This is a genomic window from Shewanella eurypsychrophilus, from assembly GCF_007004545.3.
In the GTDB taxonomy this organism is placed as follows: domain Bacteria; phylum Pseudomonadota; class Gammaproteobacteria; order Enterobacterales; family Shewanellaceae; genus Shewanella; species Shewanella eurypsychrophilus.
In genome coordinates, this window is the sequence record NZ_CP045503.2 from 1182424 (window position 1) to 1197568 (window position 15145).

The 15145-nt window shown below is 41.2% G+C and carries 14 protein-coding genes; 9 read left to right on the plus strand and 5 right to left on the minus strand.

Annotated features, from left to right (window positions below):
* Positions 1-37 precede the first annotated feature (37 nt).
* Positions 38-2791: a PAS domain-containing hybrid sensor histidine kinase/response regulator gene (locus tag FM038_RS04930; RefSeq protein ID WP_142872227.1), complete on the minus strand. Its 2754-nt coding sequence runs from the start codon at positions 2789-2791 to the stop codon at positions 38-40.
* A gap of 211 nt (positions 2792-3002) precedes the next feature.
* Here FM038_RS04930 and FM038_RS04935 point away from each other — a divergent pair, with 211 nt between their 5' ends.
* Positions 3003-3515: a GNAT family N-acetyltransferase gene (locus tag FM038_RS04935; RefSeq protein WP_195873208.1), complete on the plus strand. Its 513-nt coding sequence runs from the start codon at positions 3003-3005 to the stop codon at positions 3513-3515.
* Between the two features lie 16 nt (positions 3516-3531).
* Here FM038_RS04935 and FM038_RS04940 read toward each other — a convergent pair whose 3' ends face one another.
* A complete protein-coding gene (locus FM038_RS04940) occupies positions 3532-3999 on the minus strand; it encodes a YcxB family protein (protein WP_142872228.1) in 468 nt (155 codons plus the stop codon).
* A 224-nt stretch (positions 4000-4223) separates the two neighbouring features.
* Here FM038_RS04940 and FM038_RS04945 point away from each other — a divergent pair, with 224 nt between their 5' ends.
* Both FM038_RS04945 and FM038_RS04950 read left to right on the plus strand, forming a co-directional pair.
* Entirely contained in the window at positions 4224-4559 is a 336-nt protein-coding gene (locus FM038_RS04945; protein WP_142872229.1) for a TehB family protein, read from the plus strand.
* 259 nt (positions 4560-4818) lie between these two features.
* Positions 4819-5067 carry a hypothetical protein gene (locus FM038_RS04950; protein ID WP_142872230.1) on the plus strand — a complete coding sequence of 83 codons (249 nt, stop codon included), beginning with the start codon at positions 4819-4821 and terminating at the stop codon, positions 5065-5067.
* 102 nt (positions 5068-5169) lie between these two features.
* Here FM038_RS04950 and FM038_RS04955 read toward each other — a convergent pair whose 3' ends face one another.
* Together FM038_RS04955 and FM038_RS04960 are read right to left on the minus strand one after the other, a co-directional pair.
* A complete protein-coding gene (locus FM038_RS04955; protein WP_142872231.1) occupies positions 5170-5595 on the minus strand; it encodes a VOC family protein in 426 nt (141 codons plus the stop codon).
* Between the two features lie 53 nt (positions 5596-5648).
* The gene (locus FM038_RS04960) at positions 5649-6269 is read right to left on the minus strand and encodes an NAD(P)H-dependent oxidoreductase (protein ID WP_142872232.1); all 621 of its coding nucleotides are present in this window, start codon (positions 6267-6269) and stop codon (positions 5649-5651) included.
* A gap of 137 nt (positions 6270-6406) precedes the next feature.
* Between FM038_RS04960 and FM038_RS04965 the strand changes: the two genes are divergently transcribed.
* The 5 genes from FM038_RS04965 to FM038_RS04985 all read left to right on the plus strand — a co-directional run bounded on the left by FM038_RS04965 (position 6407) and on the right by FM038_RS04985 (position 12399).
* Positions 6407-7039 (plus strand): helix-turn-helix transcriptional regulator, encoded by a 633-nt coding sequence (locus FM038_RS04965; RefSeq protein WP_185965757.1) that lies wholly within the window; start codon positions 6407-6409, stop codon positions 7037-7039.
* A gap of 3 nt (positions 7040-7042) precedes the next feature.
* Positions 7043-7744, plus strand: a complete 702-nt coding sequence (locus tag FM038_RS04970; RefSeq protein WP_142872234.1) for a pseudouridine synthase — start codon at positions 7043-7045, stop codon at positions 7742-7744.
* 321 nt (positions 7745-8065) lie between these two features.
* A complete protein-coding gene (locus FM038_RS04975) occupies positions 8066-9031 on the plus strand; it encodes a LysR family transcriptional regulator (protein WP_142872235.1) in 966 nt (321 codons plus the stop codon).
* A 183-nt stretch (positions 9032-9214) separates the two neighbouring features.
* Positions 9215-11209 carry a multiheme c-type cytochrome gene (locus FM038_RS04980; protein WP_142872934.1) on the plus strand — a complete coding sequence of 665 codons (1995 nt, stop codon included), beginning with the start codon at positions 9215-9217 and terminating at the stop codon, positions 11207-11209.
* A gap of 563 nt (positions 11210-11772) precedes the next feature.
* Positions 11773-12399: an acetate uptake transporter gene (locus FM038_RS04985; protein ID WP_142872236.1), complete on the plus strand. Its 627-nt coding sequence runs from the start codon at positions 11773-11775 to the stop codon at positions 12397-12399.
* A gap of 106 nt (positions 12400-12505) precedes the next feature.
* Here FM038_RS04985 and FM038_RS04990 read toward each other — a convergent pair whose 3' ends face one another.
* Positions 12506-14038, minus strand: a complete 1533-nt coding sequence (locus tag FM038_RS04990; protein ID WP_419555615.1) for an MFS transporter — start codon at positions 14036-14038, stop codon at positions 12506-12508.
* 306 nt (positions 14039-14344) lie between these two features.
* Here FM038_RS04990 and FM038_RS04995 point away from each other — a divergent pair, with 306 nt between their 5' ends.
* Positions 14345-14908 (plus strand): GNAT family N-acetyltransferase, encoded by a 564-nt coding sequence (locus tag FM038_RS04995; RefSeq protein ID WP_142872238.1) that lies wholly within the window; start codon positions 14345-14347, stop codon positions 14906-14908.
* Positions 14909-15145 lie beyond the last annotated feature (237 nt).

Below are 15145 nucleotides of genomic sequence, written 5' to 3' on the forward strand. Positions count from 1 at the left end.
TTAGTATGTTGTCTATATCTTGCTCGATGCATTGTTGTTAACTATCTAGGTACCACTTCTTCATTACTTTTTTTAAATCTTTCAATATGATGGGTTTGCTAACGAAATCATTCATGCCAGTAGAATAGCAATATTCGGCATCTCCACTCATCGCAGCACCTGTAATAGCGACGATTGGAATGGCTTGCTTTTGATCTTGTTGTTCCATGTCTCTGATCTTCTTTGTCATATTGTAGCCATCAAGGTTAGGCATATGGCAATCAGTAAGAATAATTTTATAGTCGGTGGTTTGCCATTTCTCTATGCCATCTAGCCCATCGTCTGCGAGATCGCATCGGTAACCTAACGCTGCTAACTGCTTCTCTATAAGCTTTTGATTTAATGGGTTATCCTCGACTACTAAAATATCAGCTTGTTGATTTACTCTGGTATCGTCCATGACATTTACCACCAGATCATCGGTATCAAGTTCATCGAGTGCCAAGCAAATTTCTTGGTCTATTAGTTTTTTTATTGATGTGACTAGCTGGTTTCGAGTCAAAGGATCAATTGATAGCAATAAACTCTGTGGCATTAACGTTCTGAGCTGACTGATTTGTGCGGACTGTACGCCTATGAGCAAGTTTGAAGCAAGCTGATGAGCTTGATAGATACTTAATAGGGCTTGTTTATGGGGAGGTAAGTTACAGCATAAAAGTAACACCGCATCATTTTCAGCGATAGCAGAATCAATTTTTGAAACTTCATAGTGTGTTAGCTGGCATTTTTCAGTTCTTAAGTGGTTCGTTATATTATTGAGCTGTCGGTCTTGATGGTCGCAAAGTTGAATGAGTGCCACTTTGGCGCTTGAAAGTTGATAGTGCTCATCTGCTTTTTTTGAGTGCAAGAAAGGAAGTTCAACTCTGAAAGATGAACCTTCACCAAGTGTGCTGGACAGCTTAATTGTCCCACCCATTAAGTTAACCAGCTTTCCGCAAATGGCTAACCCTAATCCTGTTCCTCCGTATTTACGTGTTGTGGAGCGCTGGGCTTGGGTAAAAGGCGTAAATAGTTTTTTTTGAGTATCTTTGTCGATACCAATACCGTTATCAGAAATTGTAAAAGCGATTTTATATACAGTATTATTGTGATCAATCACTTCAGATTTTAGTTTTACCTCTCCTTTATTATCATTAGTACTTGCAGTGAACTTGATGGCATTGCCAAGCAAATTAAATAAGACTTGCCTAACTCTAAGTACGTCTCCCTCTAAAAAGAGAGGGATTGATGGATCTTCTTCGACGCTAAGGCTAACGCCTTTCTTAATGGCTACAGGGAGAAATATTTTTATAACATTATCTATAGCTTCAGCTACGGAGTAATCTCGCTCTTCGAGCTGTAATTTACCCGATTCAATTTTAGTGATATCAAGAATGTCATTTAAAATAGTGACTAAATTGCTGGCCGATGTGGCAGCTGTTTCAATGAGTTCTGTTGATTCAGGGCTTTGCCTGGAGAGGGTTAATAGGTCTAAGGAGCCTAACACTGCGTTCATGGGCGTCCTTAATTCATGACTCATCATGGAAAGAAACTCACTTTTTGTTTGATTGGCTTGTTCGGCTTTCTCTTTGGCATGTTGCAATTCTAAGGTGCGTAAATTGACTCTGGCTTCGAGTTCATCATTGATTTTCTGTAATTCATTTTGAGCCTCAAATACAGGGGACTGATCGATGCAGACACCATCAATACGAGATATTTTATTTAATTTATCTCGACCAACTTTACCTTTTCCCAGTACATATTTGATTTCGCCAGAGGGTAAGGTAGTACGATATTGTTTATCAAAATTATCTCCGGTATTTAAAGAGTGTTGCACTGCTGCTAGTACACCTGCAGAGTCTTCTGGGTGAAGCCGGTCTACCCACTTTTGAAGATGGCCAATATCTGTTGGGTTTAGCGCAAACATGTCGTTAGCTCTCGCATCCCAGTCCCATGCCCATTGTTGATTTTCATCTAACTCTGCACGCCAGTTGCCTATGTTTCCAGCTTCTAAGGCCAAGTTTTTAGACTCTATGGCATTTCGTAATGCGAGTATGTTCTCTTTTTCTTCGGTGCAATCGATTAACGAGCCAGTGATGGTGAACTTTTCCCCATCGGATAAAAATGCTTCGCTATTGAGTTTGAACCAGCAAGTTTTACCCGCTTTATTGAGTCGAAACTCAAAGCAAAGACGAGTTCCAGGTTTACATTCTTGTTGAGTGAGTTGTTCGAAGTTAGCCCTGTCCTTTTCTATGACCAGAGCCTTAAATTGATGCCAGCTAAGCGGAGTGTCAGCCTTTATACCAACAAGTTCTTTTAGTTTTAAGGAGAAGTAACTCAGCTCTGTTTCAGGTGTATATTCCCAGGTACCTATATCAGCCCCTTTTATTGCGTGATTTAATCTGTGCAATTTATTTTTGACTAAACTCGCTTGTATTTGAGACTCACAGCACGGATTAACTAATAACCAGTATTCGTTAGGGTCGTCTGGATTGAGATTAATCGTTACGCTAACACTGAACTTTTTGGTATTAATCACTAGATAAGATAAAAAGTTCTCTTTGTTATTGAGGTGTTCTAAAAAAAGGGGCTGACAGGAGGTCAGTCCGATATCAAAAAAGTTAAAAAGAGTGTGCGCCATCATCTCATTGAAGTTATTTGATGTCACCTCAAAAGTATTTCTAAAACAACTATTTGTACCCGTGATCCCTCCCAATTTGTTACAGGCGAGAATAGGAAAAGGGGTGAGGTTTAGAGGGGATTGTTGGTACATATCCTTTGTACTCTTTAGTGGTGCTTTATCCATAGGGTTAAGCGTAGCACTTTTAGGCTTTTTCGCCTTAATGAATAAGAGAAGGCGTTAACTTTATCTCTAGCAATTAGTTTATTCAAATAGATGCTTAAAAGCGTATTTAAATATTTTAATAATTGTGTAAATTAGATGGATGATAAAATGATGACAAGAAAATCGCTGAGGGGCTACTTTGGATAAACGAGAAAGTAATACGATTGAAATTCGGCATAGCGATATTGACGACATAGAGGTGATTAAAAGTATCTATGCTCAACCTTCCTGTTATGGCGGTACTTTACAGCAGCCATTTCCATCGTTACAGCGTTGGCAAAAACGTTTATGCGATATACCTGAAAACTTCCACAGCTTAGTGGCTGTTATAGACGGAGTGGTGGCGGGGCAAATAGGCATGGAAGTGATGACAAACCCCAGGCGTAAACATGTTGCCAATATAGGGATGGCGGTAGATGAGAAGTTTCAGGGGCTAGGAGTCGGAGAGGCAATGGTTAATGCAGTGGTAGATCTGGCACATAATTGGCTTGCCATTAGAAGAATCGAGCTTGAAGTCTATACTGATAACCATGTTGCCATCGCACTCTATAAGCGTAATGGCTTCATTATTGAGGGGGAAGCTAGAGACTACGCTTTTAGAGATGGCGAGTACGTGGATGCTTTTATTATGGCGAATCTGAAAGACTCATAACCTAGCCGTACTTGGGTTATATTTTACTGGTTATAAAGCTAATGGCTTCTTCATTGAGTACTTGCTTTGAGATATAGCTGGTACCTGAATGCTTGATGAGGAAGCCTCTTTGAGTCGATTTAATCTCGGATACATCGCACCATAAGATCTCGCTTTTTACGTAAAAAGAGTCAGTGCTAATGCCTTGCTCATCTACGGTTAGCGTGACGTTATTACCAGCCGCTTTACTCATCATCTGTCGCCATAACCACCAGGTCTTTTTAAATTTAATATTCAGTGCTTCTAGCACGCCTAATCCGATAACAAAAAATGAAGCGAAAGCGTTCATGCCTGTTAGTAGTAATGCTACTCCGATGAAAAAGAATCCAATAGCTTTGGTATATGCCTTTAACGAAGTGTCTAGCGTCACCGATTCATCAAAGCATTCACTGAAATGGGCTTTATCAAGAAGGTATTCAGTTTTGAAGCTAAAAGGGACTGTCATTTGGGATCAAAGTGATTAAATTTAGTCTTAGTTTATCGTATTTATCAGTAAACCTCTTCAGCTATCTTTGGTTAAAGTGGTATCTGAAGCTTAGATGTCGTTTGATAATGTATGGCATTGCGTATTTCTGATACTTTAGTTAAAGCGACGTAATGGGACCCTATATCAGCTCCATTAATATGTGGTCCTAACACCTTTCTGCAGCATATTTACTGAGGCTATTAATGAATAAAATTCCAAATGGTTATGTTAATTATAAATCTACGCCGATATTTACCGTCGATAATATTCCTAAAATGTTTTTGCATCTGCACAATACTAAGGCTGGAGTGTATGGATTGATCACAGTACTCAGTGGTGAATTAGCATTTTATGGCTTTGAAAGTCGTCGAGGGGAAGTGGAACTAACCATAAATATTCCAGCTGGTGGTACGGCTGTATCACCCCCTGAATATTGGCATAAGGTTGAATTCTTAAATGATGAGACTAGTTTCAAAGTCGATTTTTATGCCGATAAACACTCAGCCATCGTTGCAGAAAACCAGTCTGAAAGAGCTTAAGGAAGGCTCTCTTTTATGAGGTAGTCAGAAGAACGTAATGTTCAGCTATCGCCTTTCGAGAGTCGACAGCGTGCTTCAGACTCTGCAGAGAAGCAAGGGTGGGATCACAATTAACAATTCTTAACATGACATTTACATTTTTGAGCGGTACAGTATAAAATCGAAGCTCGGGATAAATAGAATATTCTTTAGTTTTCTCAATCTCTTGCTTGCAGTTTTAAACCGTAGAAACTTTGAATGTTCAGAATAAGGAGAATATATGTTAATTGGAAGCATAGCCGAACTGTTCTTCTGGTTTTTCTGGGATTGTTTATTGTCTTTTGCGTTGTACACGACAGGGGCTGTGGTGCTAAGAGTATTGTCTTTTGGGCGAATTCAGAAGCCGCTGTTTGTACCGATAGTGTTCAGTAACGAAAAACGATTAGCGAAAAATGACTTTTTTTCTGCTTATATCACTGGTTTTTTCTTCTATCTGGTCTTGTTGGCACTCATTATCTGGTTAAAATAATAATCTGGCTGTAAGCCTCCTTGCCAAAATGCCTGATATTGGGCCGTATCTTTTTAACAGGATACGGCTATACCATCTATCATCTAGACCTTGTTTCAGCTGTTAATCTTCATCATATCTATTTCTTTGTGATGGAATATCACTCAAATACTGAACAAACTCAACTTCGTAGCCGTTGGGGTCTATGTAGTAAACATTTCTTCTAAATTCATCTTTAGCGCCATCCTTATCTACTGGGAACCCTGCTTTTTCTAATCGTGAGATAACCGCATCAAGACTGTTGGTGACAAAGGCGAAGTGAGCCAGACCGACTTGATGCCCTGTGAGATCTCGATTATTGCCTACACCATCATCGTTGAAGGTGAGGTATTGGTAATCATCACCAAAGTGTAGCCAGTTTCTGGCTTGTCCGTGCCAAACTCCCTCTCCGCCACCCCTAACTGCCCAATGAGGAAAAGCGGCCTGATAGAAGCTGAGTGTTGTTGGGATATCTTCAACAACTAAATTTAAATGTTCCAGATGCAGCATAATTCGTTCCTCGCTTTTTACTTTATTATTTGATGGTGTGCCTACGGCTAGATTTACATTCCGTAGCAGTATTCTTGCTGTTTAGGGTAGGGTTCATTTTCATGTCTATGTCTGATCATAGCTAAGCTTTCACTGTATTGATGCAGCATATACAGGCTGTACTTGATACGTTGTCTCAGATCGACTTCTCTTGGGTCGATAACTTTTTGCTTAACATCTAAGTGATTTAGTACTTCTGTAACATTTCGAATGATGAGGTGGTCGGGAAGAGCGACTAATTTGTTGTTTTTAAGTGCATTCATTCTTAATTCAGCAATAGGATAAGCCCCGCTAATACCACTGGATACGGACACTAGAAGCGCGGGTTTATGGGCTGTATCTTGGTTATCACACATGAGCAGAAAGTTTTTTAGTAATGGTGAGGCCATTCCTCCCCACTCCGGGGTGATTAATACTAAGGCATCGGCTTTACGTATTTGATGGCTAATTAAAGGCCAGGGGCTTGTTGGTGCCATTTTACTTTCTTGCTCGCCGTCCCAGAAATCTAGCTTGTATCGGCAAAGCTCGATATGACTGACTTCTTTAAACTCAGGGGAATGCTTAGCAATATAGCTTGCAACTTTAGCACTTTGAGAGTCTGTTCTTTGGCTACTGCTGATGATAAGTAAACTCATTTAGTAAACCTTTTTGCTTATTAAGTGTTTTGTAATGTAAACGCTTTATATAAGTTTGTAAACAGTAAAGTAAATAAAAATATTTACTTAATAGCTAGATCGGTAATAATGGTTAGGTAGACAAAATGAGAGATATTATGAAAACCAGTGAAAGAATCATTCAACTGCTAAAAACTCAAGGGCCTTTAACGGCTAAAGTGCTTGCCATTGAACTCTCTTTAACCACTATGGGTGTGCGTCAGCATATGCAAGGGCTAGAAGATGATGGTGATGTGATCTTTGAAGATAAAAAAGCAGCTCGAGGTCGTCCAACACGTTACTGGTCATTAACTCCTCAAAGTAATAGTCACTTCTCTGATCGACACGAAGAGCTCTCTATACAGCTCATTGATTCGGTGATCACTGTGTTCGGTGATACTGGATTAGATAAGCTGATCAGCCATAGAGAAGCGGCATCACTTGCGCTCTACCAAGCGAGCCTAAATGATAAGACCAGTCTTGCAGCTAAATTGAACACACTTGCAGAACTGAGAAGTCGCGAAGGTTACATGGCGACGATAGTTGAAGATGGATCAAATTATTGGTTGATGGAGAATCATTGTCCAATTTGTGCTGCAGCGAGTAAGTGTTTAAATTTCTGTCGTTCGGAGCTGAATATTTTTCAAACAATCTTAAGCGATGAAGCAAGGGTCACTCGTGAAGAGCATATTGTCGAGGGAGCTAGGCGATGTGCCTATAAAGTGGTTCCGCTGTCTAGTAAAGTGGACTAAATAATGGAGTCTAAACGCGCACGTCTCGATCGGTTTATCAGTAGTCAAAAAGGTATTAATCGTAAGCATGTTAGGTTATTGCTCGCTAAGGGGCTGGTGGAGATCGATGGTGTCGTTGCTCGTGATATCGGTCAGATAATTGATGAGTTTTCGCATATATGTCTAGATGGCGAAGTGCTGCAATCGAATACCCCAAGCTATGTCATGCTGCATAAACCGGTTGGGGTGGTAAGTGCAACGGTAGATGACAAGCACAAAACAGTCATAGATTTGCTCACTGATAAAAGTAAGCATAGCTTGCATATTGTAGGGCGATTAGACCTTAATACTTCAGGTTTATTGTTACTCACAAACGATGGCCGTTGGTCGAAAAAGCTAATGTCACCGGATCATAAGGTCGGTAAATTGTATCGAGTAACCCTGCAAAACCCCCTTGATGAGTCTTACGTTAAAGCATTTGCAGAAGGTATGTACTTCGAGTTTGAAGATATCATCACTAAGCCTGCCCATTTAGAACTTGTCGATAGCCACACTGCGCTAGTGACTTTAGTCGAAGGGCGCTATCACCAAATTAAAAGAATGTTTGGCCGCTTTCGTAATCCTGTTATAGGTTTGCATCGAATTTCGGTGGGGAATATCATACTCGATCCTCACTTGACCCCGGGAATGAGCCGAACGTTAACTCCGCAAGAAATATTGCTATAGAGACGAGTTATACCAATCTGGATAAGTAAGTGTTCATAACATTACGCAGGAAAAACCGCTTAGAACAAGGCTGGAGTTGCTGGTAACTAGTTATTCTAATTACAAAACTCATAACGTAGTTATCAGCGGTTTTAACCAGTAAGAATGATCAAGTATTTATGTAGGTTGGTATTAAGCCCTAGACTAATTCAGTGTTTATTAGTGTGACCTATCACTAATATTTGCGCCCGACCTCGAAGTTAACCGCTTTGGTCACGCTTTATTAAACATCCATGTGTTATACATATTCGTTATTATTCTTAATAATATTGAATTACCACTATGCTGAGCAAGTCTTTAAAAAAAATATCAGAACTCGATGTTTTTAGCCTGATAGTGTTCAAAGTGCTGTATGAGAATGGTTATGCCAATAACACCGCAAGTGAGCTTCAAGTGTCTGCACCTAAAGTCAGCCGCTGTTTAGCATCACTGCGTACTACGTTTGATGATGAGCTGTTTTACCGTAGGCAGCAGGGCTTAAAGCCAACTCCACTCGCGGAACTTCTGTATAAGCCTATCTGTGATTTTTATCGAATTCTTGTGCATCTAGAGCAAGTCGGATTAGGTGAACCAGAGCTAGACTTTACCCCTATTATCCATGTTGCAGTGGCTAAAAATATTATGACTAGTCTGGCCATGGTGATTAGCCAGCACCCTCAGCATGAGACGATTGGCAAAATACGCCTGCAGCAATGGGGTCATAACTCGGCTGAATTGATTCATAATGGTGGAATTGATTTTGGTATTGCATTAGAGAGTTCGCAGTCAGCAGGGCTGAATTGCGAGTATTTAGGGACCCATAAAAATATCTATTTGGCCGCTAAAGTGGATCACCCTATTTGGGAACGTTCACCTCAGATCACCTTAGAAAAAATTGCTAGTTATTCATTCGTATACCTCGAAAGCAAGGGCTTTAATGACAGGGTTGATCCACTCGAAATGTACTGTCAAAATGCGAGAGTAGAGCTAGTCGATGTGGATAAAGTCACTAATAGAGAGGAGTTGTTAAGTCATCTTATGACCATGGACAGTGTGGCGTTTACACCTGCTGTAGAGGCTGATATTTATGACAGTATTCCAGCTTTAAGAACAGAAGTCTTAGCCAGTGAACAATTTAATAAATTGCATTGTGGGTTAAAGCCTCCTCAATATTGTCTTGTTGAAAAAGAGCCGAAAAATCGCCGCTACAGTGAAGGTAGAAGAGCAATAATCGTTGACATAGTTACTGACTTACTAAAGTCGACATAGGCTTTAAAGGTATTTAGAAGCTAATTTCAAAAAGTGATATTGCTAATTTTAGTAATTGATATTTCGCTGCCAGCATCTTTAATTTCCAATCACAGACTTTATATAGATATGTTCAGATTTTGTTAGTTTCTTTTATATTGTATTTACTGCATTAGCAGAAAATACCTAGAAAGGGATACAATGATGAGAACGTATAATAAATCTTTACTTGCGATGGCGCTGATAACTGCCATCGGCATGGCGGGCTGTAGTGGTGATGATGGAACAGATGGAGAAGATGGTGCACCTGGCACACCCGGTGAACCTGGTACACCGACATTGCCAGTCACAGGGGTCTCTGAAGTAACCAATGTTGAGTATATTACTCATTTGGTTGAAGAAGGCCTAGTGACTGTTGAGTTCAGCCTCACCGATGAAGACGGCACAGCGATCATTGGATTAGAAAACGCCTCTATTTACCTTGCAGCAATGACTGACAGTGGGATTCAGCGTAGCCGAGATGGTAGTGTTGGTGGCAAAGCAACTGCTGGCGGGGATGAACCCACTGAAGGCGCAAGCATTACTGAAGTTGATGACGGACAGTATACATTTGTTGCGCCAATGGCCGCCGTTCAAGCTGACACCGAAGGCTTAATTCGTTTACAGGTTGGTGGTGGCGATATAGCTAGCTCACCTTATATCATCATTGATAAGCCTGAGATGACGCACACCTCAACCACTGAAACCTGTTATTCATGTCACGTTGATTATGCTACTTCAGATATTAAGCATTCTAAATATGTTGCACTAAACACTGCTGGCGAAGTCGATTTCGTTGGCGGTTGTATGGTGTGTCATAACAATATTGCTCGTGGACAAGATGAGACTGGCGAGTATGACGAAACCGGTGGCTATGCTAAAAATACCATGCAAAAGCTGGGACATATTAACCACCAGAAATTTGAAAAAGATTTCACCCCAACTAACTGTTATAGCTGTCATGCAGAGCCTGTGATCAATACGAGTATTGCTGGTAATGGTTGTAGTGACTGTCACACATCAGATGCCTCTGCTGCTGCGATTGTTCAGGCAACAGGTGATTTTGATGCACGTGAGTTCCATGCCAAATCTACACTAATTGGTATAGATGAGCGTGATGTTATTCGTGCAAACCACTACACCACTACAGGTACCCCATACTTCAACCCGACAATGGATGAGTGGATCGATCACAAAGACGTTGCTTGGACTTCAGGTTACTGTGTTGATATCGCACTGTTTGATAACTCAGGTGAGACGCCTGTGCAATTAAATATTGGCGAAATGTACGCCGCACATGAGGTGACTTATGGTGGAGCTTATATCAATAACTACCATAATGACTCAATTGTAGCGCGTGTTATTAGCCATGGTACTGAAGGGTATATTGAACAAGCGGATGGTTCTCGTTCAGTTTGTTATGGTGTGTTAACTGAGGGATATGAGTTAGCAAACCTTTCTGCAAGTTCTCGAATTACCATCGCAGATACAAACTGGGAAGATAGTGATGGCGAATTTGGTGTGTCATTCACTAACTACAGTGATGTGGTTGACCCAATTAACTTCGAAAAGGTTCAGGATTGGGGACGTCGTCATGATGTAGCTGGTGATACTTGTACTACTTGTCACAATAATGATACTAACTATCACAAGAATGGTGGCTATCGAGACGGCGGTTTAGACTGTGTTGCCTGTCATAACAATGGCCAAGATCGAAGAGCTGCATATTCTGCACCAGGCTTTGGCCCTATGGTCCACAGCATGCACTGGGGTATTGGTAATGCGCTTTCAGGTGCTAAAGTCGACGAAGAGACAGGTGAGAACCTAGTTAACTCAGCAGCTAGCTTGAATGCTGATAACTGCGTATCTTGTCACGCTGACGGTGTGAGCTTAGCGGATGTACCTAATCAATATATGCTATCTAAGGCGTATAACGAAGGTAATGCTGGCGTGATGACTAGCCCTATCACGGCGAACTGTTTTGCTTGTCATAATTCAGACCAAGCACTGAATCACATGGGCCAAAATGGTGGTGAGCTGAATGTACCAACAACAGTAGGTTGGTTTACCGAAGGGACTTCTGAGTCTTGTGCAACGTGTCATGATACTGGTAAGTCGTTCGGTATCGATAAGTTCCATAATTTTGACCGTACGCTGTAAGCTTTGCTGTAAGAGCTAGGGCTTTGGGTGACCTTAGGGTTTAATCTTTTAAGGGAACCCAATAACTTATAATTATAAAAGTTTGACCCCGCTATGAGATCCCTGCTTCTCATAGTCTTTGAACCTCTTGGGAGCCTTCGGGCTCCTTTTTTTGTACAAAAAATTTATTCATTGTTTATTAAACACAAACTTAAGTAATGTGCAGTTTTGTGATCAAGATCGATATTTCATGGCTGAAGCCATAAGATATCAGTAACAACTAAAGTAACAATCCATCAAATGTGTGATCGGTAGCTCGCTTTGGTGTTAATTTGCGATCTGGGTGTGGCTTGGTTTTTTGTTTCTGTTCAATATTAACTTTTATCTTACTAATTGTTTGAAAATAAAGTGTAATTTTTACTCTTGTGTAAAGACAATACCTCTATAGATACATGGGGTATGCATTTGCTTGCCCTAGGTGCTTGCTCTAGAATCCGCAGCGCTAAGATTAACCAAAGTTAATCTAGTGTGACGCTATGGTCGTCGCTACTTATTCTATTGATTACTTCCTGTAGGGGAATTCAATGTCTACACAGCTTACAAACTCTCTCGCAAATCCAGCTCCACTAGGTTTGATGGGCTTCGGTATGACTACCGTCTTGCTAAACATCCACAATGCCGGTTTCTTCCCAATTGATTCAATGATCCTAGCGATGGGTATTTTCTATGGTGGCATTGGACAGGTGATCGTAGGCATCATGTGTTTCAAGCGTGGCGACACATTTGGTACCACTGCATTTACCTCATACGGTCTGTTTTGGTTGACGTTAGTCGGTCTTATCGTGATGCCTAAAATGGGACTCGCAACCAGCCCAGCTAATTTTATGGGATGGTATTTAGCGCTTTGGGGCATATTTACTGGCTTTATGTTTATCGGCTCAATGTGCTATCCACTCGCTAAGCAAGTCGTGTTTGGTTCACTGACTATTTTATTCTTCCTACTTGCGGCACGTGACTTTACCGGCAGCGACTTGATAGGAACAATTGCTGGCTTTGAAGGGATTTTCTGTGGCTTGAGCGCTATGTATTTTGCAATGGCTCAGGTACTAAACGCTGAATTTGGTCGTGTTATTTTACCTGTGGGTAAAGCACGATTTATCGCTAGAAAATCGGCAGTTGTTGAAGTTAAAGCCCCTTTGCAGGCGGCATAATATCAATCGGTATAATATTCTAACTTTTTGATTGCTGTGAATAACAAAAAAGCTGACGAAATCGTCAGCTTTTTTTGGTTTAACCCAGAGGTGTTATACCATGGTATTAACGCTGCTGTAGTTTAAACAGCCACTTACCGTAAAGGTAGATCCCCACCGCTGAAATCGTGCCGATGGCAGCGATAATGTACCAAGCCATACCGATATTATGGGTATTGTAGAGCAAGGTGGTTAGCTCCTGAGCTGGCTCTCCCGTGTAGGCAACGAGTGTCGTAAAGGCTTCTCCCAGAGGGATCGCACTCACATCATTGGCATTCATGCCGCGCTCGGCTAAAAGCTCGAGTGAGAAGATCTCCTTCGATGCATACATCTCATAGAGTTTAGGGCCGAAGAAACCCTCGAGCGTCCAGCCTATTCCTTGGGGGAGCATCACAAAACCCAGATACATAGCCTTTTTGCCTTCAGGGGCGATGTTACCCATAAACTCATTCTTCTTCGGGCTGATCATCATCTCACCGAATGAGAACATTGCAATGGCAAACACCATCATCCAGGCCGCATTAGTGGCGCCGATAAAGACGAAGGCTAAAATACTCAGTAAGCAACCAGCCAGCATTGCTGTGGTGATACGATATTTTGCCGTAAGCGCCGCAACGAGGAAGCAAGAGGTCATGATCATACCGGCATTGAGGTTTAGCATCCCCTCAGGCATCACCTTAGTCCCGGTGTTATCCAGTCCCAGCCAGAATTGTAATATCCCGTTTGATGTCCCTTCTGGACCAAACAATGAGGTGACGATAACACTGGTATCTACCCACTCAGCGATATGGATGGGCAGTACATCAAATAGGGAGTTAAATAGAAACCAGAACCCCGCAAATACCAACATGTAGTAGATAACGATAGGCTTTTTTAGCTCATTCCATGCATCTTTCCAGAGGACTTCTTGATGTATTTCACCGGCTTTAATCTTGCGGTTTCGCTCTAAGCGTGCCTCTTTGCCAGGCTCTTTATAGGCAAGTAAGAAAAGGAAGTTAAATGAGATAATGGCTGCACAGGCGTAGAATACATTATCCCATGAGAGCTGGCGCATATGCACAGCAACTAATGGTCCTAAGAAACCACCGATGTTAACCACCTGGTAAAAGATACCCCAAGCCATGGAGGTGTTCTGCCTCCCCGTTGAGAGGACCAAGGTCCCTTGGATCCCAGGCTTAAATACTCCTGTGCCGGCGGCAAGTAGTATCGCTCCAAATAGGAAACCGTAGAAGCTTGGGAAAAATGCCATCACCAAATAGCCACATATCTTGATTATGGTTGAGGCAAAAATCGTCTCTTTATAACCAACTCTATCTGAGATCCCCCCAGTGAAAACAGGAATGAATGTCTGCATCATCGCCCAAATGCCGATAATGACACCGTAGTCGCTGAGGCTGATCCCTAGGCCGCCTTCAGATACCGGCGCTTTGGCATAAAGGCCCGCACTGGCTTTGACACCGTAGTAGGCAATGCGCTCAACGAGCTCCATGCCACCGACTATCCAGAAAATATAACTTAAGCTGGCAATGGAAGCCCACATGCCCAGTTGTTTCACTTCTCGCAGATCATTATCTGCATAAGCGTCTTTGGAATCGCTCATCATCTTCCTTTAAATATTATAATTATTAGTTTGTTATTAATGACATTTGTTAGCTTGCTACTAAATGATGTGCTTATGTTGAATTATAATGTTTTAAACGCACATCTTGATTGTTTTTAGGTTGTTTGCTTGTGATAACAGCCGACACTTTACCTAATTTACTGCAAAACACCAAAACCAATCTTATAAATTATTAAAACAGCAGTAGCACGTAGATTTATCAGGCATTAATCTTGTTGGTCTGATGCTAAAAATGTTATATAGCTTAGTTGTATTGTGTCAGTTTCAGTTTAGGGGGAGCAAAATATGGTGCTTGATAATTCGAGGAGAGTGATAAAAGAGATAAGGCTCATAGAACAGAGTGAGTTGAATCGTTTTTTTGAATACCTAAATCAGCAAATTGCGGAAAATGGTAGGGGAGATGTTCCGCTGTTTCAGCCAATGTCTCGTGAGGTTTCTACTATGTCAGAATCGATGAAATCGAGGTTCAGTGATGGCTTAAATTGTGAATTCGGTAGCGGGACTTGGAGAAGGCTCTGGGTAGCCCTAGATGAGAATAACCTTATTTGTGGTCATATTGATTTGAGAGCACTTGCAGAACCTCACACAGAGCATAGGGCGTTACTAGGGATGGGGGTTCATCGTGACGCCAGAGGGGGAGGTTTAGGAAAGCGCCTGATCCAAACGGTTGAAGAGTGGGCAAAAAATGACACTGCACTGCAATGGTTAGATCTCTGGGTTATGTCAAATAACTTGCCTGCAATTAAGCTTTATCAGTCAACGGATTTCATCAGAAATGGCCAAATAGACGATATGTTTAACATTGATGGTTGCTCCTATTCATACGTCAACATGAGTAAGCGACTCTAGTCTCTAGCATTTATATTGAGATTGAAGACTTTGGTAAGTCACTATATAAAATCCAGCTTAATAATATATGGCCATTTATATAGCTTTAAATGATATAAAAGAATTATCACTTTGATAAGTAAGAGGGTTTATAGCTATTTGCAAGCCTTTAAAGTTATAAGCTTGCTCAGTTTCGATGATTTCTTTTTTTGCTTTAGTCTCTTGAACTATAGTTAATCGAATGTGTGTCAAAATGAC

Coding starts and splice junctions, on each gene's coding strand:
- FM038_RS04940 (WP_142872228.1), bottom strand. CDS start 3,999: ATGACAGTCCCTTTTAGCTTCAAAACTGAATACCTTCTTGATAAAGCC.
- FM038_RS04975 (WP_142872235.1), top strand. CDS start 8,066: ATGCTGAGCAAGTCTTTAAAAAAAATATCAGAACTCGATGTTTTTAGC.
- FM038_RS04995 (WP_142872238.1), top strand. CDS start 14,345: ATGGTGCTTGATAATTCGAGGAGAGTGATAAAAGAGATAAGGCTCATA.
- FM038_RS04950 (WP_142872230.1), top strand. CDS start 4,819: ATGTTAATTGGAAGCATAGCCGAACTGTTCTTCTGGTTTTTCTGGGAT.
- FM038_RS04970 (WP_142872234.1), top strand. CDS start 7,043: ATGGAGTCTAAACGCGCACGTCTCGATCGGTTTATCAGTAGTCAAAAA.
- FM038_RS04930 (WP_142872227.1), bottom strand. CDS start 2,791: ATGTACCAACAATCCCCTCTAAACCTCACCCCTTTTCCTATTCTCGCC.
- FM038_RS04965 (WP_185965757.1), top strand. CDS start 6,407: ATGAAAACCAGTGAAAGAATCATTCAACTGCTAAAAACTCAAGGGCCT.
- FM038_RS04980 (WP_142872934.1), top strand. CDS start 9,215: ATGAGAACGTATAATAAATCTTTACTTGCGATGGCGCTGATAACTGCC.
- FM038_RS04945 (WP_142872229.1), top strand. CDS start 4,224: ATGAATAAAATTCCAAATGGTTATGTTAATTATAAATCTACGCCGATA.
- FM038_RS04955 (WP_142872231.1), bottom strand. CDS start 5,595: ATGCTGCATCTGGAACATTTAAATTTAGTTGTTGAAGATATCCCAACA.
- FM038_RS04985 (WP_142872236.1), top strand. CDS start 11,773: ATGTCTACACAGCTTACAAACTCTCTCGCAAATCCAGCTCCACTAGGT.
- FM038_RS04960 (WP_142872232.1), bottom strand. CDS start 6,269: ATGAGTTTACTTATCATCAGCAGTAGCCAAAGAACAGACTCTCAAAGT.
- FM038_RS04990 (WP_419555615.1), bottom strand. CDS start 14,038: ATGAGCGATTCCAAAGACGCTTATGCAGATAATGATCTGCGAGAAGTG.